The sequence below is a fragment of the Streptomyces sp. NPDC058257 genome (assembly GCF_042881845.1).
Taxonomy (GTDB): Bacteria; Actinomycetota; Actinomycetes; order Streptomycetales; family Streptomycetaceae; genus Streptomyces.
Genome location: NZ_JBHVXJ010000012.1, coordinates 96352 through 122881, shown reverse-complemented (window position 1 = coordinate 122881; position 26530 = coordinate 96352). Strand labels below are relative to the sequence as shown.

Genomic DNA, 26530 nt, shown 5'->3' with positions numbered 1-26530 from the left:
GTGTTTTGCCTGGGTTGGGGCCCGGCGCCGGGGGCGGGGGGGGGCCCCCCGCCGGGGGTTTCCGGTTCGGGCGCTTATTAACCGGGGGGGGCCCCCCCCCGGGGGGGGGCCCCCCCTCACTTGCTGTGTGGCACGGCCGCACCCGAGACCTGCGCATTTCGAGGGCCCGCGAGATCGGGCCGGGTGGTGCTGCGGTTGCACACCGAGTCCTGTCCGGCCTGGCCGGGAGCACGGCGCTGCTTCTGCTTGTGACGCTGCACCCGCCGGGAGGGCGCCACTTGGTCGGGTGAGCCCGACGCCGCGTCAGCATGGGCGGTGGGACCGTCTCCTGGAACGGGGAGGCGGCCCCTCTGTTCTGTTGGTCTGGCGCTGACACCGGCTAGTGCTGACACCGGCTAGTGTCGCTCTCGTCTCCCTGCCCCACGATCAGTCCCTGCTTAGGTGAGCGCCGCACATGAACGAAAAAGTGAGATTCCCGAGCGTCGTCGGCCCCGAACTGGCCGGGGTGATCGACCTGCCGGAGGGCGAGATCCGAGGTTGGGGGCTCTTCGCACATGGATTCACCCTGGGCAAGGAATCGCCGGCCGCCTCGCGCGTCAGCAAGCAGCTGGCACGCGAGGGCATCGGCATGCTGCGCTTCGACAATCTCGGGATCGGAGACTCCGAGGGCGACTGGGGGGACGGTTCCTTCACCGTCAAAGTGCAGGACACTGTCCGTGCCGCGGCCTTCATGGCGGAGCGAGGGACTCCGGTGGATTTGCTGGTGGGGCACTCCTGGGGAGGCGCAGCCGCGATCGCGGCTGCGCGCGAGATCGTCGGCCTCCGCGCGCTGGCCACGATTGCGGCGCCCGTCGACCCCAGTCACGTCGAGCGGCAGTACGACTCGGTCCTGGATCGCGTCCTCAGTGACGGGGCGCACGAGTGGTTCGTCGGCGGGAGGACTCTGGTTCTCAAGCGCGCCTTCGTCGAGGACGTGCGCCGGGCTCACCTGCGCGACCGGATCGGCGAGGTGGACCTTCCGCTCCTCGTGGCGCATTCGCCCACCGACTCCACCGTCGACATCTCCAATGCCGCGGAGATCTTCCAGGAGGCACGGCACCCGCGAAGCTTCATCTCGCTCGAAGGCGCGGACCATCTGTTGACCGCGCGAGGGCAGGCGCAGCGGGCTGCTCACATCATCAGCGCCTGGGCCGACCAGTACCTCGACGAGCCACGACCCCAATAAGCGGCATCTCGGACGACTGAAGGTGACCTTGGCCTTGGCCTTGACCCTGGCCTTGGCCTTGGCCTTGGCCTTGGAGTAGACGTAACCGCCGGACCAGGACCGCAGTTCTTGACCAGTTCCATACGGCCCTGGTTCAGGGCAGCGGCAGCGCGAAGCATCGAGGCTGCGTCAGGCCGTCTTCTGCCGCGTACGCCGGGCGTACGCGCGGGCCGCGCGGGCGCGGTCTCCGCAGCGCGTTGAGCACCAGTGGCGGCGGCCGTGGCGCAGCAGGTAGCGGTTGCAGGGAGGGGAGCCGCAGGCGGTGAGGCGTTCGGCGTCGGGGCCCGTGAGCAGGGCGGCGGCGTCGGCGGCGAGGGTCGCCAGGGCGTGCTCGACGATCTGCGTCGTGGGGTGGGACGCGGCGCGGTACATGCCGCGTGCGCGGTCCCAGTGGAGCAGGGAGGCCGCGGGTGCCCTGGTCAGGGCCTCGTTGAGGGCGGCGAGCGCGCTCGCCGGGGGTGCGCAGCCGTCCAGCCGGGCGGCGAGCAAGGAACGGATCTGTTCGCGCAGGGTGCGCAGCTGAGCCGTACACATCTCCTGCAGACCCGAGTCGGCCGGTGCCAGGTCGCGTTCGGTGAGCCAGCGGTTCGCGGCCGCCGGGGTGCCGAGGAAGTCGGTGAACTGGCCGCCGGGCAGGGCGATGGCGCTGTTGGCGAAGTCGAGTGCGGGGTACTGGTCCGCTCCCGGCGCGGGCGGTGGCGCGGGCTCGGTGGACGATGACGCCGACTCCGCTGACCTGGCGGTCGGTGACGCCAACTCCGTCGGCTCAGTGGGCGGTGACGCCAGCTCCGCTGACCCGGCGGACGATGACGCCGGCTCCGCGGGCAGTGGCGCCGACTCGGTAGTTTCGGTCGGCTCCGCAGGCTCGGCCGTCAGGATCTCGCTCACCTTTCTCATGGTACGCATTGCCTTCATCCGTGAGAGACAGCTACCGTTTCTCACGGATAGATTGTTTCCCATCCGTGAGGTGCGTCTCCCCCATGTCATCCACGTCCTCCATGGCTGCTTCCGGCACGACCGACGACGAGCAGATCCCCGTACGCGTCTTCGGCGGCCCGACCGCCCTCTTCGAGTACGGCGGTCTGAGGTTCCTCACCGACCCCACCTTCGACGCACCTGGCGAGTACCCGGCCCCGGGCGGCCCCGGCCTGACCAAGACCGCGCCCGCTTCGGCCCCCCTCTCCGCTCTCGGCCCCGTCGACGTGGTCCTGCTTTCGCACGACGAGCACCCCGACAACCTCGATGTCTCCGGCCGCGCCCTGCTCGCCGACGTACCGCTCACCCTCACCACGCCCGGTGGCGGACGCCGCCTGCACGACAGCCTCGGGGACAAGGTGAAGGGACTGCACGACTGGGAGTCCGTCGCGCTCGACCGGCCCGGCGGCGGACACGTGAGCGTGACGGGCGTGCCCGCCGTGCACGGTCCCGGCAGGCGCGAGGACGTCGAACCGCTCACCGGCGAGGTCGTCGGCTTCGTCCTGACCGGCGACGGCCTGCCCACGGTCTATGTCAGCGGCGACAACGCCTCGCTCACCGCGGTCGAGGAGACGGCCGCGCGCTTCGGCCCCGTGGACACCGCCGTCCTCTTCGCCGGCGCGCCCCGCTTCCCCCTCTTGTTCGACGGCGCACCGATCGTCCTCGACAGCGCCCAGGCAGCCGAGGCCACGAAGATCCTCGGCGCGCGCCGGGTCGTCCCCGTCCACTTCGACAGCTGGGCCCACTTCACCGAGGGCCGCACCGAACTCGTCGTCGCCTTCACCGCCGCGGGCCTCGCCGAACGTCTGCGGCTCGACTGACGGGCCTCGCGGACGCCGCGGAGAGGAACTCACCCCGTAGGAGCGGCGAGGAACTCACCCCCTCAGGAGCGGCGAGGAACTCGCCCCCTCAGGAGCGGCGAGGAACTCAGCCCCTCAGGAAGCGGATCGACGGGCGGCTGTCCGGGCCGTCGTCCACCCTCGTCACCACCGCCCGTACCCCGTACACCTTGGCGATCAACTCCTCCGTGATCACCTCGGACGGTGTGCCCGCCGCGTGGGCCACGCCTTCGCGCAGGACCAGTACGTGGTCGCAGAACATGGCGGCCAGGTTCAGGTCGTGCAGGGCGATCACGCTGGTCAGAGGGAGGTCGGCGACCAGGGACAGGAGGTCCAGCTGGTGCTGGATGTCCAGGTGGTTGGTCGGTTCGTCCAGGAGCAGTTCCTGGGGGGCCTGGGCCAGGGCCCTGGCTATCTGGACCCGTTGGCGTTCGCCGCCGGAGAGGGTGTGCCAGGACTGGCCCGCGCGGTCGGCGAGGCCTGTGCGGGCCAGGGCCTCGTGGACCGCCTCATCGTCCTGGGGCGTGGACGGGGACCACGCTCTGCGGTGCGGGATGCGTCCCAGGCGTACGACCTCCTCCACCGACAACTCAACCTGCGTGGTGGCGTCCTGGTCCACCATCGCCACCCTGCGTGCCACCGTGCGGCGGCCCACGTCCCGCAGCGGGCGGCCGTCCAGCGTGACCGCTCCCGATGCCGGGGCCAGGACGCCCGCCAGGATGCGCAGGAGGGTGGACTTGCCCGAGCCGTTCGGGCCCAGCAGGCCGACCGTGGCTCCGGGCGGCGGGGCCAGGGTCACTCCGTCGACTATGAGGTGGCCGCCCGCCGTTCTGGTCACTCGGTCGGCTCGCAGGCCGGGGACAGCGGCGTGCGTGATCACGTCCTCGGTCACGCCCGCGGTGACGTCGTCGGTCATGTCGTCGGTCATGTCGTGGCTCACGTCGGTCACGTCGGTCACGTCGCCCTTCGCGTGCGGTAGAGGACCAGGACGAATGCCGGTACGCCGATCAGGGACGTCACCACGCCCACCGGGACCTCCTGCGGGTCCAGGACCGTACGCGCAAGCGTGTCCACCCACACCAGGAACACCGCGCCCGCGAGCGCCGTGACCGGGAGCAGCCGCGCGTGCCCGGAGCCGACCAGGGCGCGGGCCGCGTGCGGCAGGACCAGGCCGACGAAGCCGATGGCACCCGCGCTGCTGACCAGCGCCGCCGTGAGCAGGGCCGTGGTGGAGAGCAGCAGGAGGCGGGTGCGGGCCACGTGGACTCCCAGCGTCGCCGCCGCGTCCTGGCCGAACACGAACGCGTCCAGGGTGCGGGCATGCGCCAGGCAGATCACGAGCGCGACGACGAGCACCGCCCCGCACAGCCAGACGTCCGTCCAGCCCACCCCGCTCAACGAGCCGAGCAGCCAGAACAGGACACCCCGCGTCGTCTCCGCGTCGCCCGCCGTAAGGATCACGAAGGAAGTGAGCGCGGAGAAGAGCTGCATCGCCGCCACCCCGGAAAGCACCACCCTGTCGGTGCTCCCGCCCAGGGTGTGGCTGAGCAGCAGGACGAGGGCGAACGAGCAGAGGGCCCCCACGAAAGCCCCCGCTGAGATCGACACCACTCCCCCGCCGACCCCCAGGACGACGATCGCGACCGCCCCCGTGGAAGCGCCCGAGGAGACACCGAGCACGAAGGGGTCGGCCAGCGGATTGCGCAGGAGGGACTGGAGGACCGTTCCGCACACCGCGAGGCCCGCGCCGCAGACCGCCGCGAGAAGCGTGCGCGGCATGCGCAGGTTCCAGACGATGCCGTCCCGGATCGGCGTCAGCGTCGCCTCGCCCCAGCCGAGGTGGGCCGCCACCGCCGACCACACGTCCGGTACGGAGATGTCGGCGGGGCCGATCGTGACGGCCACCGCCACGGAGAGGGCGAGGGCGGCGAATCCCGACGTCCAGAGCAGGACGCGGCGCACACCGCCCGCGACGCCGACACGGGAACCGACGCCAGCGCCGACACCGACACCGACACCGACACCGACACCGACACCGGAACGGGCACCGACACCGGAACGGGCACGGGAACGGGAACGGGCACGGGCGCCGAAACCGGCGCCGCCCCTCACTTGTCGAGCCCGAACTCGCGCAACGCGTCGGCGACTTGCTCCACGCCGTCCACCGTACGGATCGTCGGGTTCATGGCCTGGCCGCTCAGCAGCACGTACCGCTTCTTCTTCACCGCGGTCAGGTTCTTGGTGACCGGGTTGGACTCCAGGAACTCGATCTTCTTCTTCGCGCTCTCGGCCGTCTGCGACTTGCGGGTGAGGTCGCCGATGACCAGGACGTCCGGGTCGCGGTCCGCCACCGTCTCCCAGTTGATCTGGGGCCACTCCTCGCGGGTGTCGTCGAAGACGTTCTCCGTGCCGAGCTCGCGGGTGATGATGCCCGGCGCTCCGCAGCAGCCCGCGATGTAGGGGGCGTCGGAGTTGGCGAACCAGTAGAGGAGGGTCGTGTCGGACGCGTCGATCTCCTTCGTGGCCTTCGCCACCCGGCCCTTGAGCTCCGTGATCAGGCGTTCGCCGCGCTTCTCGACCCCGAAGGCCTTGGCCAGGTCCCGCACCTCGCCGTACACCGTGTCCATGGTCAGCGTCTTGACCCGCTTGCCGTCACCGTCGCCGCTGTTGTCCTTGCCCGCGCAGTCGGACGGTGAGACGTAGGCGGGTACGCCCAGTTCGGCGAACTTGGCGCGGTCCGCGACGCCGCCCTTGCTGACCGTCGCCAGGAAGGACGCGGTGACGAAGTCCGGTTCCTTGGCGAGGACCTTCTCGAAGGAGGGGTAGCTGTCGGCGATCCGGGGCACCTTGGCGTTGTCCTTCTCCAGGCCCTTGAGCACCGGGTCCGTCCAGGTCCCGGTGCCGACCATGCGGTCCGCGAGGCCGAGGGAGAGCAGGATCTCGGTGGAGCCCTGGTCGAGGGAGACCGCCCGCTGCGGCGGCGCCTTGATCTCCGCCTTCTTGCCGCAGGAGGTCAGGGTCAGTGGATAGCCGTCGGCCTTCTTGTCCGTGGTGGAGGAAGCAGGCGAGCCGCCGCAGGAGGTCAGAGTGACGACCAGAGCCGCACTGAGGAGGACGGGTATACGTACACGACGGGCTGTGGAGGACACACGATCCCTTGAGTCTCACGGCTCATACGCGGAGCCTGGCCTGCTTCGTCACCTCCGCCGCTCGGTGCGCGGGCGAAGGCGCCAGCAGGTCTTCGGACTCGGGGATCGGCCGGACGGGGCGCCTTCCCAGGCGTCCGTGGACGCCCAGTGGCCGTGGCCCCGCCCGTACCCCCTCACCGCTGCGCGTCAGTTCCGGATTCGCACCGGATTCCCTGGCCCTGGTGTGGGTCGACTGGCGTCCGCAAGCTATCACGCGAGGCCAGGACGCCCGTCAGAATGCCTGGTCAGGACACCCGTCAGAATGCCTGGTCAGAATGGCAGTCAGGACGCCTGGTCGGGCCTGGGTGCGCCGCGGTAGGTGCCGAAGGACCACTTGTTGCCCTCGGGGTCGGCGATCGCGAACTCCCGGCTGCCGTACGGCAGGTCCTCGATCTCGCGGATGATCTCCACTCCGGCGGCGCTGAGCCGCTGGTAGAGGTCGTCCACGTGATCGGTGACGACGTACGCCCCGAAGGTGCCCGGCTTCAGGCACCATTCCTGCGACTTCTCGTCGTACGAGCCGAGCATCACGGCGCCGCCCTCGGGCCAGTCGAGCTCGGCGTGGGCCACGCGGTCGCCGTCCTCGTAGACGGCGGTGCGCAGGAAGCCGACCGTGCCGACCAGGAAGTCGATCAGGGCGGGGGCGTCGTTGGCCTGGAGCGACGGCCAGACATCGGGGGCACGCCCGGCCGAAGCGGAGGCGGACCGGGGCTGGGGCTGGGACTGGGGCTGGGACTGGGGCTGGGACTGGGGCTGCTGCTTCTCGTTGGTGTCCATGAGTCCTACTCTTCGCCCCCGCCATGGCTCCCGGCTTGGATATTCCGGCACTCTTCGGCCAGCCAGCCGCTGGGGCTCACCCCGGTGTACTGCCGGAAGTCCCGTACCAGGTGGGAGTGGTCGTAATAGCCGCAGTCGGCGGCGACTCGGGCCAGGTCGGGGGCGCCGCCCGAGGCGACAGGGCGTACGACGGCGTCGCGGGCGCGCTGGAAGCGCATCAGACGGCCCGCCTGCTTGGGGCTCAGGCCCGTCTCGGCACGGAAGAGCGTGGTCAGGCGGCGTTCACTGAGCGCCACGTGCCGGGAGAGGCCGCGCAGGGTGCCGACGCCCCGGTGCCGGGCCAGCCAGGCCCAGGCCTCGGCGACCTCGGGCCGTACGGCTGCGTCCGCGTCGGCGTCGGCCACGCGCTGCCTCAGGTAGCCGGACAGGGAGGCGAATCGCTCCTCCCACCCACCCTGCTCGCACAGCAGCTCCCGTACGTCGACGGCGCGGCGCCCCATCACCTGCGCGCCGGACGTCACCAGGCCACCGGTCAGCTCCGAGGCCGGTACGCCGAACAGGGCGCGGGCGGCGAGCGGATGCACGGCGAGCTGGATGCCCGCCTCGTGCTCGGGCCGCACGACGTACGCCGGGGACTGGTGCAGGCCGCCCAGGACGATGTCCGTGCGGATGGCATCGGGGCCGACCGCCTGCTCGGGGCTGAGGCCGGTGGCGACGGGGCCGTCCAGCGAGAAGATCAGCGTCAGATACGGGGACGGCAGGCCGCGGTGCAGGCCGGGCCGCTCACCCGCCGTGCGGTAGCCGACGGCGGACACGACCATGCCGTCGAGCCGCGGAGCGGCCCGCACGAACTCGCGGGAGACGGTCTCCATGCACACCAGTATGCGATGAGCGCCGCTGGGAAGCAGGCCCGCGAGCGGGCCGGAGCGCACCTGAGCAAGCCCGAGCGGCCCGGCAGGTGTCCGATGCCACTACGTCACTACCCGCCCACGGCCGACCCATGCCCGTTCCGTCCGGTGATGTCGATCATGGGAATCCGCTGCCCCACCCCATACGATGACCCGCCGCTCCGGACGGGGCGCAGACCGCTCTCAGGGGGCACAGAACCATGGCAGTAAAGGCAAAGGAAAAGCTGGCCGTACTCGGCACGGCGGGCGCGCTCACCGCGGCCGTTCTCGCGGGCACGGCTCTCTGGCCGAGCACGGACGCGACGGCCGCGGACGCCTCGGCGAGAACCGCCGCGAAGACCTCCAAGGCCACGGCCGAGCTGAAGCACTGGCCCGAGCCGGTCGCGAAGAAGCTGGGCAAGGTCATCGCGAAGAACGAGCACAAGGGCGCGTACGCCGTCTTCGACGCGGACAACACGACGTACCGCAACGACCTGGAGGAGTCCCTCCTGCCCTTCCTGGAGATGAAGGGGGTGCTGACCCGCAAGTCGATGGACCCGTCGCTGAAGACCATCCCCTTCAAGGACACGGCGAAGCACAAGGAGAGCCTCTACAGCTACTACATTCGGCTCTGTGAGATCGACGACCAGGTCTCCTACCCGTGGGCCGCGCAGATCTTCTCCGGTTTCACGCTGAAGGAGCTCAAGGGATACGTCGACGAGCTCCTGGCCTACGACAAGCCCATCCCCGCCGAGTACTACGAGGACGGGAAGCTGACGAAGACCGAGGTCAAGAAGCCCGAGTTCTTCACCGGCATGCAGGAGCTCTACAACTCGCTGCAAGGGCACGGCATCGAGGTGTACGTCGTCAGCGCGGCCAGCGAGGACCTGGTGCGGATGGTCCTCGCCGACCCCAAGTACGGCTACAACGTGAAGCCCGAGAACGTCATCGGCGTCGGCCTGCAGCTCAAGGACCGCAAGACGGGCAAGATCACCAGCTCCCGCAAGGAGATCGCGGAGGGCCGCTTCGACGAGAAGAAGCTGGCCAAGCGCGAGCTGACGCCGAACCTGTGGGCGCCGCTGACCTGGTACCAGGGCAAGCCCGCGGCCATCAGCACGTACATCGACGAGTGGAAGAAGCCCGTCCTGGCGGCGGGCGACACCCCGGTGAGCGACGGCCCGATGCTGTTCCACTCGGCGGACGTGGCGCACGGCGGGGCGCGGGTCTGGGTCAACCGCAAGGACTCGTACATGAAGCAGCTGAACGAGATGAAGCAGAAGAACGCCGACCGGCAGCGGGAGCTCGGCCAGAAGGTGACCGCGGACAAGCGGTGGCTGACGGTGGTCCCGGACGAGATCCGCTAGGCCCAGGGTCGATCAGGGGCGGTGGGGGCACTCCCGCGGGCGCGGCGAAGGCGCCACCGCCCTTAGAGCGGCCTGGGATCCTCGGCGTGCACCACCCCCGAGGCGATCGCCTCCGTCAGCGCCGCGTGGTCCTCGGCGTTCTGCACGGCATAGCGCAGCGCGAAGTCCGCGATCGCCCGGTCGAACGTGTCGGAGCCGCCCAGGTAGGCGGCTATGGCCACACGGTCGCCGGAGCGGGCGTGGGCGCGGGCCAGAGCCGTGCCGCAGAGCCGGGCGTAGGAGCGCAGCTCCGAGGGGGACATGGCCTCTACGTCCGCCGAGCCCTTCATGTCGCGGAGCTGGCGCCAGTAGTACGAGCGGCCCTGGGGGCCCGTCATCCAGCCGAGGAAGATGTCGCTCGCCGCCTGGAGCAGGCGCTGGCCGGCGACCACGCGGTGTCCTGGATGGGCGTACGGTCCTGCCGGAAGGTGCTCCTCCAGGACCGAGCGGACCGCCTCCTTGATCTGGAGGAAGAGCGGGTCGTCGGCGTCGCGCCCGGCGAGGAGCACGATGAAGCAGCGGGTGCCGACGCTGCCCACGCCCACCACTTTCCGCGCCGCGTCCACGAAGTGGTAGCGGTCGAGGAGGAGTCGGCGCTCCTCGGCGAGCGTGGAGCGGTAGTCGCCGAAGATCTTGCGCACGGCCGCGAGGTCCGGGGCGCGCGCCGGTTCGAGGAACGGCGGGTCGTGGATGATGCGGCGGACGCCTGGAGCCCCGTCCACCTCCTCCGTCAGCTTGCCGAGCGCCCGCAGGCTCGTACGGCGGCGGGCCCGGTCGAGGGTGGCCGCCGCGCGCTCGCGGTGGCGGTCGGAGCGGATGAGGGGCAACAGGTCCTGCGCGTCCGTCCGTTCGTACCAGACGGCCAGTTCGCCCAGACCCGCCAGACGCCTCATCGACGCGCGGTAAGCGGCCACCGCCGCGAGGCATGCCTCGCGCGCCCTGCCTTCGGGGTGGCCGTTGCCGCCGGCCGCCACGGCGATGCTCGCGGCCAGGCGTTTGACGTCCCACTCGAAGGGTCCCGGGCAGGTTTCGTCGAAGTCGTCGAGGTCGAAGAGCAGGGTGCGTTCCGGCGACGCGAACAGGCCGAAGTTCAACAGGTGGGCGTCGCCGCAGAGTTGGACCATGAGCCCGGAGTGCCATTGGACAGCCAGGTCTCCGGCCATGACGGCGGCGGCGCCCCGCAGGAAGGAGAACGGGGAGGCGGCCATGCGGGCGTACCGGATGGGCAGCAGCTCCTGTACGCGGCCCGCGCCCTGCCGTTCGAGGACAGCCACCGGGTCGGGGCGGTCGGCGGAGGGTATCCAGGCCCCGTGCGAGGAACGGGAGGCATACTTGCGGGCGGCCCTGCCCTGCCGGGCACGCTCGTCCGGGGTGGTCATCGCCCCTGGCCCCTCTCCGTCGGCAACTCCAGGCAACAGCCTCCTCTCAGCAGCAGCCAATGCCGCCGTAGGCGCGTACGCATGCCGGATACGGCGAACGGGTGACCCCGCCGAAGGGCGGGGGCCCGAGGCCCCCGCCCGTGTGCACGTCCACGCACGCCCGTACGCGTCCGTGCACGTCCGTACGCCTCCGTGCGACAGCTCAGCGGCTGTAGCGCATGAGGGCGCGCACCATATGGCAGGTGATGTCCGACGGCGGATGGATTCCCACGTCCTCCGCCATGCTCCGGATCCGGGTGTTGCTCGCTTGGTTCGCCAGATAGACGCCCGAGTCGAGGAGGGCTATCGCCAGGCGCATGGCCTTCAGGCGCCGGTTGTGCGTGATGTACCACTCGCGCGGCCGTCCGGCCGGGAGCGGTCGCTTCTCCAGTGGTGCGTATGTCGGGTCGATGATCACGGGCCGGGAAGCGTTGCGCTTCGACTTCGATGTGAGTGCGGCAGCGGGCACAGGCATCCTCCTGTCGCGGTCAGGAACCCCCGTCGGGAACCCTCGAACACTGCTTCAATTCTACTGCCGGGCACTGACAATCGCCGCTGGCCAGACGGGCTTTGAGGGCGTGTGACGGATGGGGCGGAGGTAGCGTGTGCGCATGGAGATCTGGATCAATCCCGCCTGCTCGAAGTGCCGCGGCGCGCTCACCCTGCTCGACGCGGAGGGTGCCGACTACACCGTCCGCCACTACCTCGACGACGTACCCGGCGAGGACGAGATCCGTGCCGTCCTCGACCGGCTCGGCCTGGAGCCGTGGGACATCACGCGCACCCAGGAGGACGCCGCCAAGGAGCTGGACCTGAAGGACCGCGAGGCCTGGCCGCGCGACGCGTCGGGCCGCGACCGCTGGATCACGGCGCTCGCCGGGCACCCCAGGCTCATCCAGCGGCCCATCATCACCGCCGACGACGGCACCGCGGTGGTGGGACGCACGGAGGAGGCGGTACGGGACGCGCTGTCCCGGTAGTCACTTCGCCCACGGGCGCACCGCAGATGACCCCCGACCGATGAGCGATATCCGTCAAACCGTTACATATGCCTCCATAGCGTTGAGCACTCCACACGCCGCCGACCGGACAACGGATCCGGGATGCGGAAAGCGGAAAGGAGTGCGCCGTGCGGAGCCTGAAGTTTCAAGGCGTATACGGCACCATCCTCGCGAGCGCGCTGATCGCGGCACTGCACTCGGAGAAGCAGGCGTACACGCCGTACTACGACGCGGCCTGGATCATGGTGACCGCGGGCACCGCGGCCCTGGCGCACGGATACGCGCACCACATGTCCACGCACCGGCCGGGATCGGGCCTGCGCCGGTGGCGGCAGTCGGCCCGTGCGCTCATGGACGAGTGGCCGCTGATCGTCGCCTGCTGGCCCACCGTGGCAGTGCTCGTGCTCGCCGGGACCTTCGACTGGCCCGAGGCGCCCGTCACCTGCTCCGCGCTCCTGATGAACGCGGCGCTCCTGCTCGCCCTCGGCACCTTCGCCGCGCTCCGTGCGGGCTACCGGCGGCGTTCGGCCGTGCTGCTCGGCATGGCGGACGCGGCGATCGGGCTGCTGATCGCGGCGGCCAACGCCGTCATCAAGTGACGCGCGTGACGCGGGGAGCGGAGTGAAGGAGTGAAGTGAGCCACATACACCGCGGGTAACACCGGGTTCACATTCGGGCAACGGACGGGAAACCGCCCGTTGGCATGCTCCGCGGCATCACCACGGCACCGCAGCACCCGCACGTTCTGCGCCGTACCGAGCGTTTAAGGATGGCCCCGTGACCTTCAAGGCTGAGTACATCTGGATCGACGGCACCGAGCCGACCGCCAAGCTCCGTTCGAAGACGAAGATAATGACGGACGGCGCGGAGCTCCCCACCTGGGGCTTCGACGGATCCAGCACCAATCAGGCCGAGGGTCACGCGTCCGACCGCGTGCTGAAGCCGGTCTTCACCTGCCCCGACCCGATCCGCGGCGGCGACGACGTACTCGTCCTGTGCGAGGTCCTCAACACGGACATGACGCCGCACGAGTCCAACACTCGTGCCGCGCTCGCCGAGGTCGAGGAGCGGTTCGGCTCGCAGGAGCCGATCTTCGGCATCGAGCAGGAGTACACCTTCTTCGAGGGCGACCGCCCGCTCGGCTTCCCCGTCGGCGGCTTCCCGGCCGCGCAGGGCGGCTACTACTGCGGCGTCGGCTCGGACGAGATCTTCGGCCGTGACGTCGTGGAGGCGCACCTGGAGAACTGCCTCAAGGCGGGCCTGGGCATCTCCGGCATCAACGCCGAGGTCATGCCGGGACAGTGGGAGTTCCAGGTCGGCCCGCTGGCGCCCCTGGAGGTCTCCGACCAGCTGTGGATCGCCCGTTGGCTGCTCTACCGCACCGCCGAGGACTTCAAGGTGTCGGCCACGCTCGACCCGAAGCCGGTGAAGGGCGACTGGAACGGCGCAGGCGCGCACACGAACTTCTCGACCAGGTCGATGCGCGAGGGCTACGCGCCGATCATCACCGCCTGCGAGTCCCTCGGCGAGGGCTCGAAGCCGCTCGACCACGTCAAGAACTACGGCGCGGGCATCGACGACCGCCTGACCGGTCTGCACGAGACCGCTCCCTGGGACGAGTACAAGTACGGCGTCTCCGACCGCGGCGCCTCGGTCCGCATCCCGTGGCAGGTCGAGGTGGAGCAGAAGGGCTACATCGAGGACCGCCGCCCCAACGCGAACGTCGACCCGTACGTCGTGACGCGCCTGCTCGTCGACACCTGCTGCACCGCCCTGGAGAAGGCCGGCCAGGTCTGATCCCGTACGTGCCTCCCTCGTACGTTCCTGAAGGGGGCGCCCGCCGGATCGGTGGGCGCCCCCTTCGGCATGGCCGCCCGCATCGCCGCCCGCATCGCCGCTTGCACGGCCGTCTGAAGGACTGCCTTGAGGGTCCATTTCAAGCCAAGGGTTCGCCAAGGAGCCGTATCAGCGTGCGAGAGGGAACGACCGCCGCCCCTCCCATCTGCTTCAATGGGGGCATGGGCAGCTACGGGAACATCGCGACGGGTCGGCACCACGACCTTGAGCCGTTCTGGCCTTCCCGTCAGCACCATGATTTCGACCGGGTGTGTTGCCGCGCGACGAACGCGCAGGCCCTCTAAAGCCGTTCACCCGGCCTTCGCCTGACGCGCACGACGTACGTACGTCCTCGTTGACTGACGACTCCTCCGCGCGAAAGAGCTGACCTCCATGGCGAACTCCCGTTCCTTCTCGGCGTCCACCGCTTCCACCGCCACGGCTACCGCCCCCGCCACACCGCTGCCCGGCCCCGGCCGGGGGCGGCTGCGAGCCGTCGCCCCGGACGAGGTGGCGCAGATCACCGACTTCCTGCCGCCGGGCGCGACCTGGCTGCCCGCGCCCCAGCACACGCTGCCCACCCTGCCGGGCCAGCCGCCGATGGTCGGCTACCTCGTCCTCGTACCGGCCGGGCAGGAGCCCCACGCCGCCGAGCCCGAGCCGCTGCGTCCTGCCGGGCAGGGGCGCGGCCAGGAGCAGGCGTCCACCGGGCCCGTCCGGATCGACTCCGCGCAGCGCGCGGCGCAGGTCGACGGCAAGCAACTCGACCTCACCTACCTGGAGTTCGAGCTGCTCGCGCATCTCGTCGCCCACCCGCACCGGGTGCACACGCGCGATCAGCTGGTGACCACGGTGTGGGGGTACGGGCACGTGGGCGACGGGCGCACCGTCGACGTCCACATCGCGCGGCTGCGGCGCAAGCTGGGCGCCGACCACCGTCAGACGATCCAGACGGTGCGGCGGGTGGGTTACAAGTACGCGCCGCCGACGCCGCGCTGACCTGAGGGTTGCCGGACGCTCGGGTTCCCGGTGGGGCCGGGCTCTGCCACCAGCAGAAACCGGTTCCCACCGGCCGGGCGGGGCGTGCAGAGTCGTCGGCATGAGACTTCTGATGCTGGGTGGTACGGAGTTCGTGGGGCGGGCCGTAGTCGAGGCGGCCCTCGCGCGTGACTGGGAGGTGACGCTCCTCCATCGCGGGCGCCATGAGGCACCCGCGGGCGCGGTGTCGCTGCTCGGCGACCGTACGGCGGAGGGCGGTCTTGACGCGCTCGCCGCCTTCGACGGGGACTGGGACCTGGTCGTCGACACCTGGTCGGGGGCGCCGAGTGCCGTGCGCGATGCGGCGCGGCTGCTCGCGGGGCGGGCCGGGCGGTACGCGTACGTGTCGAGCGTCTCCGTGTACGAGTGGCCGATCGCGGCGGGTTCCGACGAGAGCCACTTGCTCGTCGGGGGAGATCCCGACGCGGACGCGGTGGCGTACGCCGAGGACAAGCGGGGCGGGGAGCTCGCGGCCGTCGCGGAGTTCGGGGCCCAGCGCACCGTGCTCGCCCGTGCGGGGCTGATCCTCGGTCCGCACGAGAACATCGGGCGGCTGCCGTGGTGGCTGAACCGCGTCGCCCGGGGCGGTCCCGTACTGGCCCCGGGGCCAAGGGAGTTGGGCCTCCAGTACATCGATGCGCGCGACCTCGCGGAGTGGGTTCTCGACGCGGCTCTCGTGGGTCTGCACGGCCCGTACAACATCGTCTCCCCCATCGCGCACACCACGATGGGGGAGCTCTTGGAGGCGTGCGTCGCGGTGGCCGGTGCGGCCGATACCGAACTGCGCTGGACCGAACCCTCGGTGATCGCCGAGCACGACATCGGGCCATGGACGGAACTCCCGGTATGGGCGCCTCCGGGGGAAATGCATGACTCCATGCACCGCACATCGACGAAGATGGCGGAGGCCACGGGGCTGCGGGCGCGGCCCGTGGCGGAGACGGTCGCGGACACCTGGGCCTGGCTCCGTTCGATCGGCGGCCGGGCCCCGCAACGCCCCGACCGTCCGGTGGTGGGTCTGGCCCCGGAGAAGGAAGCGAAGGCGCTGGGCCTGTGACGGGGGGAAGGGGCGGTGGTCAGGGCCGGATTTCCGGCCCTGACCACCGCCCCTTCAGGAACGTGGGACTGTGACATGTGCGGCTCCGCCGCGTGGGCGCGACCAGCCCCCACCGGGCCCGCAGATCACCGCACGCGCCCCGACGGAGCGCACCTACACCGTTGCCGACGGCACCGGCTTCGTGGCAGGCCGCCGGGGCGCCGATGCCTCCCCGTGCGAGACCCTAGGGAGCCATGAAAGCCCGCGCGGTGTACGCCAGTTGCGCTCTCCCAGGAGCGTCATCAGGGACGGCAGGAGCACCATCCGTACGACCGTCGCGTCAAGCAGGACCGCCACGCCGAGGCCCACGCCCATCTGCTGCATGTCCTGCATGGACAAGGTGCCGAAGACCCCGAAGACCGCCACCATGATCACGGCCGCCCCCGTCACCGCGCCCGCGGTCCGCGTGATGCCCTCGCGGATCGCCGCGCGGTTGTCCAGGCCGCTGTCCCGTGCCTCGCTGATCCGCGAGACCACGAACACGTGGTAGTCCATCGACAGGCCGAAGAGGACCACGAGGACGAACAGCGGTATCCAGTTCTCGACCGCTCCCACCTGCTCCGAGCCGATCAGCTCAGCGCCCCAGCCGTGCTGGAAGACCGCGGCCATCACACCGTAGGCCGCGCCCACCGAGAGCAGGTTGAGGGCGATGGACGTCACCGCGATCACCACGGAACGGAAGCTGAAGAGCATCAGCAGGAACGTCACCGCCGCGATGAAGGCGAACACCGGGATGATGCCCTTGCTGAGCTGGTCGCTGAAGTCCTCGGACGACGCGAGGTCCCCGCCGACGTACGCGTCCGCGTCCAGACCGTCGAAGGCCGCGGGCACCACGTCGTCCCGGAGCTCGCCGAGCGCCTCCTTCGACCGCGCGTCACTGCCGTCGCCGGGCAGGGGTACGTCGATCTCGGCCACGCCCGCGCTCTTGTGGACGGTGAGTTCGGCACCCTTGCCCGCGTCCCGCACCACCGCCGCCAGCGCGTCGCGCATCTCCTTCGACCCGATGCCGGCCGCGTCGTCCGCCTTGACGACGATCTGGGCCGGCGCCGGGCCGCCCGGGAACTCCTTGGTGATCTCCCGGAAGGACACCGAGAGCGGGGCGTCCGAGCCGAACTGCTTCTCCAGGCCCAGCTGTTCGGTCTTCATGCCGAGCGCGGGCGCCGCGAGCGCCAGGAGCAGGACCACCGAGCCGACGGCGAAGAACTTCGGCCTGGCGAGAACGGGGTGGAGCAGCTTGCCCGCGATGCCTCCACTGGCGTGCGCGCCCTTCTTGCCCTGCTCCCCCTTCGTTGCCTTGCGGCTGAGGAAGGGGATGCGCCCCGCGTTGATCCGGTCGCCGAGCGCGGAGAGCAGCGCGGGAAGCACCGTCACCGAGCCCAGCATCGCCACGCACACCACCAGGATCGTGGCGACCGCGAAGCCCTTGAAGAGCAGCAGCCCCGACAGGAACATGCCCGCCATCGCGACCATCACCGTCAGGCCCGAGACCAGCACGGCACGCCCGCTGGTGGCCGCCGCGATCCGCAGCGCGGTATCGGCGTCGTGTCCGGCCGCCCGCTCGTCCCGCTCGCGCCGCAGATAGAACAGGCAGTAGTCGACGCCGACCGCGAGCCCCATCAGGAACATCACCGAGTACGTCGTCTCGAAGAGGTGCAGCTGGTGGCTGGCGAGCGAGAGCAGGCCGAAGGCCGCCACGCACGCGGTCAGCGCGAGCCCGACCGGGAGCAGTGCCGCGACCACGGCCCCGAACGCGACCAGGAGAATGCCGAGCGCAAGTGGCACCGCGGTGAACTCGGCCTTGGTGAAGTCGTCCGAGAGCAGGTCACCGAGATGCTTCTCGGAGCTGGCGTCGCCGAACTGGTAGACGGCCAGACCGTCATCGGCGCCCTTGTCCTTCGCCTTCTGCACCGCGTCGAGCACCGGCTGGACTCGGTCGGCGGCCTCGTCGGACTTGCCCTTCATCTGGAAGCGGAGGAGCGCGTCCTTGCCGTCCCTGGAGGGCAGCGGCGCCTGGATGTTCCTGGTGTCGCCGGTCGCGGACAGCGCCTTGGAGAGGTCTCCCGCCGCGTCCCGCCAGCCGTCCGGCGTCTTGGAACTGACCATGACGAGCTCGCCCGCGGGCTCTTCCACGCCCGCGTCCTTGAGGATCGCCGCGGCCCGGCCCGAGTCGCCGACCCCCATCTCGTCGTCGGACGCGGTGACCATGCCCGAGGCCCCGCCGATGGTCGTGGCGAGCACGACGAAGAGCAGCCAGCCGAGGATGGCCGTCTTGCGGTGGTGGGCGCTCCACACACCGAGTCGTGCCGCGAGGTTTGGCCTCATGGCGTTTTCGCCCCCATAGATAAGCGTTGGATAAGTCGGTTGTCGACGGGGACAACGCTAGAAATCCGGGGCCCGCGCACCCAGCCGCCGAAGCCCCCACTGTCGGAAGCACAGGGCGACATAGGGGGGTGTCGTCAGGTACACCCCCTGCTCGGGTGCCGGACCCAATGACCGGAGCCGGTCCCAGCGGCGAGAATGTGCTCATGCCGCCAGTAGAGATGGGGAACAGAAAATGACGAGGGTCCGTGAATCCGTGATCGCGGGAGCCCGGGGGCTCTTCCTGTCGGTCATCATGCTCGCCGGTTCGATCACCCTCTTCGTACTGTCGGTCCTGTCCATCGCCTTCATCACGCTGGGGATCGGCGTCTTCACGACTCCGGTGGTGCTGACCGGCGTACGCAAGTGGGCCGACCTGCGCCGCGCCCAGGCCGGCGCGTGGTCGGACGTCCACATCCCGCGTCCCTACCGCCCCTTCCCCGCGGACCTGCGCCGTGGCGTCACCGGGCAGGTGGAGCGCACCTCGCTGATGCTGAAGGACCCGGCGACCTGGCGCGACCTGCAGTGGCTTCTCGTCGACATGACCGCCGGCTATGTGACGGTGATCTTCGCACCGGCGCTGCTGCTCTACCCGCTGTACGGGTACGTCCTCGCCCTCGGCGTCTGGAAGCCGATCTACGACGCGGGCGGCGGCGAGTGGTACGGCTTCATCCACGTCACCTCGCAGAGCGACGCCAACATGGCCGCCCTGCTCGGCACCGCGCTCGGCGTCATCGGCATCTTCACCAGCCCCGCCATCCTGCGCGCCCACTTCCTCCTGACCCGCTCCCTGCTGGCGCCCACCGTCTCCATGCGGGAGCGCCAACTGGCCCAGCGCGTCGACCGGTTGACCGAGACCCGGCACGACGCCGTGGACTCCTCCGCCGCCGAACTCCGCCGTATCGAGCGGGATCTGCACGACGGCGCACAGGCCCGACTCGTCGCGATGGGCATGGACCTCGGCACCATCGAGGCGATGATCGAGAAGAACCCGGAAAAGGCCAAGGAGATGATCGCCAAGGCCCGGCAGAACTCCGGTGAGGCGCTGACCGAGCTGCGCGACCTGGTCCGCGGGATCCACCCGCCGGTGCTCGCCGAGCGCGGCCTCGGCGACGCGGTGAAGGCCCTTGCGCTGCGGCTTCCGGTACAGACGGACGTGGACGTGGAATTGTTCGGCCGGGCCGACGAGCCGGTGGAGTCGGCGGCGTACTTCGCGGTGAGCGAGGCCCTGACGAACACCATCAAGCACGCGGGCGCGGACCACGTCTGGGTGGACATCCACCACACGGACGGCATGCTGCGCGTCGCGGTCACCGACAACGGCAAGGGCGGCGCGTCCATCGGGGCGGGGTCCGGGCTGAGCGGGATCGAACGCCGACTCGGTACATTCGACGGCGTACTGGCCGTCAGCAGTCCCGCGGGCGGCCCGACCATGGTGACCATGGAGATCCCTTGCGAGTTGTCCTAGCCGAAGATCTCTTCCTGCTGCGTGACGGTCTGGTCCGGATGCTGGAGGCATTCGACTTCGAGATCGCCGCCGCAGTCGAGACCGGGCCCGAACTCACCAAGGCCCTGGCCGAGTTGGAGCCGGACGTCGCAGTCGTCGACGTCCGGCTTCCGCCGTCCCACACGGACGAAGGACTGCAGTGCGCGCTCGCCGCGCGGCGGGAACGGCCGGGTCTTCCCGTGCTCGTGCTCTCCCAGCACGTGGAGCAGCTGTACGCGCGCGAGCTGCTCGCCGACGGGAACGGCGGGGTCGGCTACCTCCTCAAGGACCGGGTCTTCGACGCCGATCAGTTCATCGACGCCGTGCGCCGGGTCGCGTCGGGCGGCACCGCGATGGACCCGCAGGTGATCCAGCAGCTCCTTTCGCGGCGCTCGGCGGACCGGCCGCTCGGCAAACTGACGCCGCGCGAGCGCGAGGTGCTCGAACTCATGGCGCAGGGGCGGTCGAACGCGGCGATCGCGGGGGAACTCGTGGTGACGGAACGCGCGATCGCCAAGCACACGTCCAACATCTTCGGGAAGCTGGACCTCTCGGTCTCGGACGACGACAACCGGCGGGTTCTCGCCGTACTCGCCTATCTGGATCAAGGGCGCTGAGGAGATCGCCCGAGAGAGCGCCGGGGGAATTACACGCGTGATTGAACGGCGCCGCCTCCTGTTGCGTACGTAGTCCCATGGGACGCACACCACGACGCACATCACGCAAACGATCGAAACTCGCCGGGCGCGCCATCGCCGCCTCGGCGGCGCTAATCCTGGGCGGCGGCGGAATGGTCGCGGTGAATGTCTACGCGAACGCCGGGCAGAGCTCCGAATCGCCGTCCGCCAGGAACCGGTCCGGCGAGCAGGGCGGCAATATGGGCCTTGCGACCATCAGCTGCCCGGACGTGGGCACCCAGCTGTCGGACGTGCCGGACGGCGCCCGCGAGGACGTCGACCGGCGGCTCGCGGAGCTGGACACCCAGATCACCGCCGCGTACGAGAAGTTCGCCGGGGCCAAGGACACCGGCCAGGCACGGGCCGTGCTCGGACCCCTGGAGGAGCAGCGGCGGCCGACCATCGAGGGCATCGGCTCGTCGATCGGCCGGGCGGGCGGCAAGGCGCCCCGGGGGATCGACGGCATGGCGCCGTGCACCATGCGGGCCGATGACAACGCCGGGCAGCCGCCCCAGGACGGGAACGGCGGACAGCAGCCGCCCCAGGACGGCAACGGCGGCGAACAGCCGCCCGCTGACGGGGGCGACGGCGGGCAGCAGCCACCGGGTGACGGTGCCGGGCAGCCGCCGGACCAGCAGAACGGCAACGGCCCCGAGGCCGGCGACTTCGCCGACATCAACTCCGTCCAGCCCAACGTCGACCGCCCCGGCAAACAGCGCGGCGCGTCGCGCGGCACCTTCACCACGAAATGCGGGAAGAACGAGAACGGCAAGTTCAATCCGGACAATGTCATCGCCGCGCCGGGCGTGAGCAATGGCGCTCACCATATGCACGACTACATCGGAAATCAGGCGACGGACGCCTTCTCCAGCGACGACGATCTCGCGAACGGCGCCACCACGTGCCGGAACCAGGGGGACAAGTCCACCTACTACTGGCCCGTCCTGCGGCTGCAGAACGGAGAGGACGAGAACGACGCCGGAGCGGACGGCGGCGGCAAGGACCAGAACGTCGGCCAGATCCAGACCCCGGCCTCGGTCACGCTGAAGTTCGCCGGGAATCCGACGAGCAAGGTCGTCGCGATGCCGCGCTTCCTGCGCGTCATCACCGGTGATGCCAAGGCCCTCACCAATGGTGACACGAACGCCAACGCGTCCTGGAGCTGCACGGGCTTCGAGAACCGGCAGCTGAAGGACAAGTATCCGATCTGCCCCGACGGCAGCAAGGTCGTGCGGACCTTCAACTTCCAGAGCTGCTGGGACGGCCAGAACACCGACAGCGCCAACCACCGCACGCATGTGGCCTTCGCCGACAAGGGAAGCGGTGCCTGCCCGCAAGGGTTCAAGGCCATTCCGCAGCTGGTGCAGCGCATCGTGTACGACGTGCCGCCGGGGCCGGGATTCGCCGTCGACTCGTTCCCCGAGCAGCTGCACAAACCGGTCACCGATCACGGTGACTTCATCAACGTGTTCGACGAAAAGCTGATGAAACGCATGGCCAAGTGCATCAACAGTGGTCAGCGCTGCAACTGAGTACCGCGACCGAGTGCCACGGCCGAGCGTTCCGATGAGCGTTCCGATTGAGCGTTGCGACTGAGCCGAGCCGATCGGCTCAGTGCGCAAGCTGCCCCCCCCGTGAACCGCTGCGCGGTCAGCCCGTGTGGTGACCGGAGTGGCCCGAGTGCCCCGGGCCTCCGTCCTCGTGATCCCCACCACCGCTACTCCCCGAGTGGTGCGAGGACTTCTCCACCGTCCCACCGAGCCGGCCGCGCAGCCGCATGACCACTTTCTCCTCGCCGACCGCGATCCACTTCTTTCCGACGAGGTACGTGCCGCCGTAATCGGTGGCTTCGTCGAACCATTCGGCCTGGCCACGGGCATTTGTAAAGGTTACTAGGACGTAGCGGCGGGCACCTTTGTCACAGGTGGCCTGCCGCAGTTCGGCCGCGTCCGTCTGGATGTCGGGCGTGCACCGCGCCTTGGCCGCCAGCTGCTCCAGGCTGCCGCTCGCCATGTCCGGCGGCGCGTCGTCGCCGTCAGAGCCGCACGCCACGAGCATCATCAGCAGTCCTACACCCATGCCCACACCCATGCCCGTCCGCATGCGTCCGCGCATGCCCTTGCTCGCGCCCCCAAGCGTCCTTCGCGCTGCCTTCATCGTCCACCAGTCCCTTCAGGCGAGGTGAACTCGCCATCTCCGTATGCGCCGTTGAGCGCAGGACGCCGCACGGATACCGTGCGCCGCACCATCCGACCCAGGGGGTACACATGAGCGATCCATCCCGACGTTCCCTGCTCGGCACAGCCGGGGCCATCGGCCTCGCTGCCGCCGTCGGCGGGGTGGCGGTCCCGGCCCACGCCGCCGAGGGGCCCGTCCAGGGCCCCGTCTACGCCTTCGATACGGATTCCGCGCGCTCGGCACTCAACAGACTCCTGCCGCATCACGCGGAACAGTTCCGTCTCAGACTCGTCCCCGCGAAGGGCGGCACGGACCGTTTCCGGGTTACCGGTACGACGGGGCGGATCGAGGTGTCGGGTACGACGCCCGCCGTGCTGCTCACCGGGGTCCACTGGTATCTGAAGTACGTCTGCGGGGCCCACGTCGCCTGGAACGGCGACCAGCTCGACCTGCCGAGCAGACTTCCCGCGCCCTCGCGCCCGCTTCAGCGGTCCACCTCGCTTCCGCACCGGTTCGCCCTGAACGACACGAACGACGGGTACACCGCGCCGCACGCCGACTGGGCGTACTGGGAACGCATGATCGACGTGCTCGCCCTGCACGGCTGCAACGAGGTCCTGGTGATCGCGGGGGCGGAGGCCGTCTACCACCGGGTGCTCCAGGACTTCGGCTACAGCGACGCCGAGGCGCGTGCGTGGCTGCCCGCGCCCTCGCACCAGGCGTGGTGGCTGCTGCAGAACCTGTCGGGGTACGGGGGGCCGCTGTCGCCCGAAGTCATCAAGGACCGCGCCGACCTCGGGCGCAGGATCGTGGACCGGCTGCGCTCGCTCGGGATGGCGCCCGTACTCCCCGGCTACTACGGCCACGTCCCCGACGGGTTCGTGGCACGCAACGGCGGGGACGCGAAGGTGGTGCCGCAGGGCACCTGGCACGGGTTCAAGAGACCCGACTGGCTCGACCCGCGGACCGCGTCCTTCGGGAAGGTCGCCGCATCCTTCTACAAGCACCAGGAGCGGCTCTTCGGGGCCGCCGAGAACTTCAAGATGGACCTGCTGCACGAGGGCGGCACCGCGGGGGACGTCCCGGTGCCGGACGCCGCGCGCGGGGTGGAGGCGGCCCTGCGGAAGGCGCGTCCCGGTGCGACCTGGGTGATCCTCGGCTGGGAGGCCAACCCGCTGCCCGCGCTGCTCGACGCGATCGACCGGCGGCGGATGCTGATCGTGGACGGGGTCTCCGACCGGTTCAAGAGCGTCACCGACCGCGAGAAGGACTGGGGCGGCACGCCGTACACGTTCGGGACCATTCCGAACTTCGGCGGCCGTACGACGATCGGCGCCCGGGCCCACATCTGGAACGAGAAGTTCTTCGCGTGGCGGGACAAGAGCGGCAGCGCCCTCGTGGGCACGGCGTTCATGCCGGAGGCGACGGACCGGGACCCGGCCACCTTCGAGCTCTTCTCCGAGCTTGCCTGGACGCAGGAGAAGCTCGACCTGGGGGTCTGGTTCGACGGCTATGCCCGGTTCCGCTACGGCGGGCGCGACGCCGACGCCCTGCACGCGTGGCGGGCGCTGCACGACACCGCCTACCAGCACACCGCCGTCGAGCGGAGCGACCCGCACGACTCGCTGTTCGCGGCCCGCCCCGACCTGGCGGCGAACCGCGCCGCCGAGTACTCGCCGCGCGCGCTCACCTACGACCCGGGCCGCTTCGACGCGGCACTGACCGGACTGCTCGGGGTCCGTGGCGCACTACGGGACAGCGCTGCGTACCGGTACGACGTCGTGGACGTGGCCCGGCAGGCGCTCGCGCACCGGAGCCGGCAGCTGCTGCCGCAGCTTCGGGCCGCGTACCGGCAGAAGGACGCGGACACCTTCCGCACGCTGTCCACGCTGTGGCTGAAGCTGATGCGGCTCTCGGACGAGTTGACGGCCACCAATGCGGCGTTCCTGCTCGGCCCTTGGGTGGAGTCGGCGCGGCGGATGGGGACGAACGAGGCCGAGCGGGCGGAGTTCGAGCGGACCGCCAAGGTCCTGATCACGACGTGGGGCGGCCGGGCGACGTCCGACGGCGGAGCCCTGCACGAGTACGGCAACCGTGAATGGGCCGGTCTCATGGCCGACTTCTACGTGCCCCGGTGGCAGAAGTGGCTCGACGAACTGGCCGACGCGCTTGCCGCGGGGCGTGCGCCGCGCGAGGTGGACTGGTTCGCGGTGGAGGAGCCGTGGACCCGGGAGCGCAAGGACTATCCCCTGCGGGGCATCGGCGACGCGTACCGGACGGCCTCACGGGTACGGGACGTGCTGGCCCGTGCGCCGTACCAGGGGTCTCTGGAGGTCGTCGCCGCCCCCGCCTCGCTCCCGCCCGGCGGGCACGCGCGGGTCGAGGCCGTCTTCCGCAACGTCAACGGGCTCCGGGCCACGGGCCGTGTCGACTTCGAGCTGAGCGGGATCGACGCGGAGCCGTCGGGCCCGGTCTCTCTGCCGCGGGTCGCCGCGGCGGGCACGGGCAAGGTCGCCTGGCAGGCGAGCGCACCGGGAACACCGCTCGACCATCCGCTGCGTCCGCTCCCGTACGAGATCGCCGTGCAGTACGGCCCCGCCGGCGAGCGGCGGGTGCGGGCCGTCCACGAGGGCGTGCTGTTCGAGGCGGGCCCGGTGGGTCCTGGCTGGAGGAAGTACACGAACAACGCAGCGGTCTTCGGTGAGTTGGACGGCCGCTACGCGATCAACGGAGCGGGCGCGGACCTGTGGAAGGGCACGACGGAGTTCGGGGCGCTGTACCGCGAGGGCGCCCTGCGGGACGGCGTCTCGGTGACGGTCCGGGTCGACACCCAGACGGTCACGGGGCCGTGGGCCAGGGCGGGCATCATCGCGCGCAACGCGATGGGTGTGGCGGGGTCGCCGGGGTTCGTCGACCTCGCGGTCACTCCGGCGAACGGCGTGGTCCTCTCGTACGACACGAACGGCGACGGCACGCTGGACACGTACAAGCGGATCACGGGGGTCAGGACGCCGGTGCTGCTGCGGCTCGGGCGGGCCGGGGACGTCCTGACGGGGTCGTGCTCGACGGATGGCGGGGCCAACTGGCGGGTGGTGGCGAGTGTGTCCGTGCCCAAGGTCGCGGGGGCGCAGGATGTGGGGCTGTTCATGAGCGCGACGAACGGGGGTGACGGGGGGCGGGGCACGGTGGAGTTCAGCGACTGGGGGGTCGGCTGAGGCGGGGGGCGCGGGGGGCGCGGGGCGCCGGGGCTGGGGGCTGGGGGCTGGGGGCTGGGGCTAGGGCTGGGGGCTGGGGCCGGGTGCCGGGGGCCGGGGGCCGGCGGTGCGGGGCGGCTTCGTCTGGGGGCGGGGCCGCGCCGGTATGTCCGTCCTCGCCATCCGCCGGTGGGCGCCTCGCCACTTCGGTTCCGGAGTGAAGCGAACCGTGCTCCGGGCGGAAATACCGGCACGTCCCCTCGCGAGCGTCGCCGACTGCGGGTGCGTCGGGCCGGTCCCCCGGTGGCTGGGGGGGGAGGAGCTTGTTCGGTCAGGGGTGGATGCGGGGTGCCGGGCGGGTCGGTGGGGAAAAGCCTTGTTCTGCTGGTGGCACGCCGTGCGACAGTACGGCCATGGATATTGCGTGGGAGCAGCGTCTGGCCGAAGCGTGGGCCACGGTGGAGACGTACGACGATGAGCGGGGCGGCGAGTTCCGGAGTGTCATCGACGCCCTCGTCGCCGAGTTGCCCGACGGCAGTCCCCTCGCCCCCTTCGAGCGAGCCTGCGCGTTCGACTCCACGGGGCACTCGGACCGCGCCGTGCCCTTGTACAGGGAGGCGCTGGAGCGTGGTCTGGACGGATATCGGCGGCGCCGCACCCTCATCCAGCTCTCCAGCTCGCTGCGGAACATCGGAGAGCCGGAAGAAGGCGTAGCACTTCTCACGCCCGAACTGGAAGGCCCGCACGACGAGCTGGACGACGCGGTCCGCGCGACCCTCGCCCTCTGTTACGCCAGTCTCGGACGTGAGCGTGAAGGTCTGGCCTTGGTTCTCGGCGCCCTCGCTCCCCATCTGCCTCGCTATCAGCGGTCCATGGGCAACTACGCGCGACAGCTCACCGAGAGGTGACCATCCG

At 70.5% G+C, this 26530-nt stretch carries 23 protein-coding genes and 1 riboswitch; of the genes, 13 read left to right on the top strand and 10 right to left on the bottom strand.

Translation table 11 applies throughout. From position 1 onward, the window contains the following. The first annotated feature begins 454 nt into the window (after nucleotides 1-454). Nucleotides 455-1225, top strand: coding sequence for an alpha/beta hydrolase family protein (locus tag ACFVXC_RS26840; RefSeq protein ID WP_389909695.1), 771 nt, complete (start codon nucleotides 455-457; stop codon nucleotides 1223-1225). 168 nt (nucleotides 1226-1393) lie between these two features. Here ACFVXC_RS26840 and ACFVXC_RS26835 read toward each other — a convergent pair whose 3' ends face one another. Continuing rightward, nucleotides 1394-2020, bottom strand: coding sequence for an ABATE domain-containing protein (locus ACFVXC_RS26835; RefSeq protein ID WP_389910033.1), 627 nt, complete (start codon nucleotides 2018-2020; stop codon nucleotides 1394-1396). 224 nt (nucleotides 2021-2244) lie between these two features. On the opposite strand from ACFVXC_RS26835, the gene ACFVXC_RS26830 reads away from it, so the two are divergent. Further along, complete coding sequence (locus ACFVXC_RS26830) at nucleotides 2245-3060, top strand: MBL fold metallo-hydrolase (protein ID WP_389909692.1); 816 nt, start codon at nucleotides 2245-2247, stop codon at nucleotides 3058-3060. Between the two features lie 106 nt (nucleotides 3061-3166). Here the strand turns inward: ACFVXC_RS26830 and ACFVXC_RS26825 are convergent, their stop codons facing one another. From ACFVXC_RS26825 to ACFVXC_RS26805, 5 genes are all read right to left on the bottom strand, one after another. Beyond that, on the bottom strand, nucleotides 3167-3994 hold the full coding sequence (locus ACFVXC_RS26825; RefSeq protein ID WP_389910030.1) for an ABC transporter ATP-binding protein: 828 nt from the start codon (nucleotides 3992-3994) through the stop codon (nucleotides 3167-3169). A 38-nt stretch (nucleotides 3995-4032) separates the two neighbouring features. After that, a complete protein-coding gene (locus ACFVXC_RS26820) occupies nucleotides 4033-5040 on the bottom strand; it encodes a FecCD family ABC transporter permease (protein ID WP_389910027.1) in 1008 nt (335 codons plus the stop codon). A gap of 146 nt (nucleotides 5041-5186) precedes the next feature. Then, nucleotides 5187-6227: an ABC transporter substrate-binding protein gene (locus ACFVXC_RS26815; RefSeq protein WP_389909689.1), complete on the bottom strand. Its 1041-nt coding sequence runs from the start codon at nucleotides 6225-6227 to the stop codon at nucleotides 5187-5189. Nucleotides 6228-6292: 65 nt separating this feature from the next. Continuing rightward, a riboswitch (cobalamin riboswitch) is annotated at nucleotides 6293-6479 on the bottom strand. 69 nt (nucleotides 6480-6548) lie between these two features. Beyond that, nucleotides 6549-7043: a VOC family protein gene (locus ACFVXC_RS26810; RefSeq protein WP_389909686.1), complete on the bottom strand. Its 495-nt coding sequence runs from the start codon at nucleotides 7041-7043 to the stop codon at nucleotides 6549-6551. 5 nt (nucleotides 7044-7048) lie between these two features. After that, nucleotides 7049-7915 carry a helix-turn-helix domain-containing protein gene (locus tag ACFVXC_RS26805; RefSeq protein ID WP_389909683.1) on the bottom strand — a complete coding sequence of 289 codons (867 nt, stop codon included), beginning with the start codon at nucleotides 7913-7915 and terminating at the stop codon, nucleotides 7049-7051. A 236-nt stretch (nucleotides 7916-8151) separates the two neighbouring features. Here ACFVXC_RS26805 and ACFVXC_RS26800 point away from each other — a divergent pair, with 236 nt between their 5' ends. Then, a complete protein-coding gene (locus tag ACFVXC_RS26800; RefSeq protein WP_389909680.1) occupies nucleotides 8152-9294 on the top strand; it encodes a haloacid dehalogenase-like hydrolase in 1143 nt (380 codons plus the stop codon). Between the two features lie 62 nt (nucleotides 9295-9356). On the opposite strand, the gene ACFVXC_RS26795 is transcribed toward ACFVXC_RS26800, so the two are convergent. Both ACFVXC_RS26795 and ACFVXC_RS26790 read right to left on the bottom strand, forming a co-directional pair. Next, on the bottom strand, nucleotides 9357-10712 hold the full coding sequence (locus tag ACFVXC_RS26795) for a DUF2252 domain-containing protein (protein WP_389909677.1): 1356 nt from the start codon (nucleotides 10710-10712) through the stop codon (nucleotides 9357-9359). Between the two features lie 202 nt (nucleotides 10713-10914). Next, the gene (locus tag ACFVXC_RS26790) at nucleotides 10915-11220 is read right to left on the bottom strand and encodes a hypothetical protein (protein WP_190081278.1); all 306 of its coding nucleotides are present in this window, start codon (nucleotides 11218-11220) and stop codon (nucleotides 10915-10917) included. Nucleotides 11221-11362: 142 nt separating this feature from the next. Here ACFVXC_RS26790 and ACFVXC_RS26785 point away from each other — a divergent pair, with 142 nt between their 5' ends. The 5 genes from ACFVXC_RS26785 to ACFVXC_RS26765 all read left to right on the top strand — a co-directional run bounded on the left by ACFVXC_RS26785 (nucleotide 11363) and on the right by ACFVXC_RS26765 (nucleotide 15683). Next, nucleotides 11363-11731, top strand: coding sequence for an ArsC/Spx/MgsR family protein (locus ACFVXC_RS26785; protein WP_389909673.1), 369 nt, complete (start codon nucleotides 11363-11365; stop codon nucleotides 11729-11731). A gap of 149 nt (nucleotides 11732-11880) precedes the next feature. Next, nucleotides 11881-12351, top strand: a complete 471-nt coding sequence (locus ACFVXC_RS26780; protein ID WP_389909670.1) for a hypothetical protein — start codon at nucleotides 11881-11883, stop codon at nucleotides 12349-12351. Between the two features lie 178 nt (nucleotides 12352-12529). Beyond that, nucleotides 12530-13549 carry a glutamine synthetase gene (glnII, locus tag ACFVXC_RS26775; RefSeq protein WP_389909667.1) on the top strand — a complete coding sequence of 340 codons (1020 nt, stop codon included), beginning with the start codon at nucleotides 12530-12532 and terminating at the stop codon, nucleotides 13547-13549. 432 nt (nucleotides 13550-13981) lie between these two features. Continuing rightward, complete coding sequence (locus ACFVXC_RS26770) at nucleotides 13982-14587, top strand: winged helix-turn-helix domain-containing protein (protein WP_389909664.1); 606 nt, start codon at nucleotides 13982-13984, stop codon at nucleotides 14585-14587. Between the two features lie 100 nt (nucleotides 14588-14687). After that, nucleotides 14688-15683, top strand: coding sequence for an NAD-dependent epimerase/dehydratase family protein (locus tag ACFVXC_RS26765; RefSeq protein WP_389909661.1), 996 nt, complete (start codon nucleotides 14688-14690; stop codon nucleotides 15681-15683). A gap of 153 nt (nucleotides 15684-15836) precedes the next feature. Here ACFVXC_RS26765 and ACFVXC_RS26760 read toward each other — a convergent pair whose 3' ends face one another. Continuing rightward, nucleotides 15837-18044: an MMPL family transporter gene (locus ACFVXC_RS26760; protein WP_389909658.1), complete on the bottom strand. Its 2208-nt coding sequence runs from the start codon at nucleotides 18042-18044 to the stop codon at nucleotides 15837-15839. 232 nt (nucleotides 18045-18276) lie between these two features. Here ACFVXC_RS26760 and ACFVXC_RS26755 point away from each other — a divergent pair, with 232 nt between their 5' ends. The 3 genes from ACFVXC_RS26755 to ACFVXC_RS26745 all read left to right on the top strand — a co-directional run bounded on the left by ACFVXC_RS26755 (nucleotide 18277) and on the right by ACFVXC_RS26745 (nucleotide 21775). Beyond that, nucleotides 18277-19548, top strand: coding sequence for a sensor histidine kinase (locus ACFVXC_RS26755; RefSeq protein ID WP_389909655.1), 1272 nt, complete (start codon nucleotides 18277-18279; stop codon nucleotides 19546-19548). After that, nucleotides 19533-20183 carry a LuxR C-terminal-related transcriptional regulator gene (locus tag ACFVXC_RS26750; protein ID WP_389909652.1) on the top strand — a complete coding sequence of 217 codons (651 nt, stop codon included), beginning with the start codon at nucleotides 19533-19535 and terminating at the stop codon, nucleotides 20181-20183. Before ACFVXC_RS26755 ends, ACFVXC_RS26750 begins: the two co-directional genes overlap by 16 nt. Before the next feature lie 77 nt (nucleotides 20184-20260). After that, nucleotides 20261-21775 (top strand): DUF1996 domain-containing protein, encoded by a 1515-nt coding sequence (locus ACFVXC_RS26745; protein ID WP_389909649.1) that lies wholly within the window; start codon nucleotides 20261-20263, stop codon nucleotides 21773-21775. 118 nt (nucleotides 21776-21893) lie between these two features. On the opposite strand, the gene ACFVXC_RS26740 is transcribed toward ACFVXC_RS26745, so the two are convergent. After that, nucleotides 21894-22322: a hypothetical protein gene (locus ACFVXC_RS26740; protein WP_389909647.1), complete on the bottom strand. Its 429-nt coding sequence runs from the start codon at nucleotides 22320-22322 to the stop codon at nucleotides 21894-21896. 188 nt (nucleotides 22323-22510) lie between these two features. Between ACFVXC_RS26740 and ACFVXC_RS26735 the strand changes: the two genes are divergently transcribed. Together ACFVXC_RS26735 and ACFVXC_RS26730 are read left to right on the top strand one after the other, a co-directional pair. Continuing rightward, nucleotides 22511-25636, top strand: a complete 3126-nt coding sequence (locus ACFVXC_RS26735) for an alpha-N-acetylglucosaminidase (protein ID WP_389909644.1) — start codon at nucleotides 22511-22513, stop codon at nucleotides 25634-25636. Nucleotides 25637-26028: 392 nt separating this feature from the next. Beyond that, a complete protein-coding gene (locus tag ACFVXC_RS26730) occupies nucleotides 26029-26523 on the top strand; it encodes a tetratricopeptide repeat protein (protein ID WP_389909641.1) in 495 nt (164 codons plus the stop codon). The last annotated feature ends 7 nt before the right edge of the window (nucleotides 26524-26530 follow it).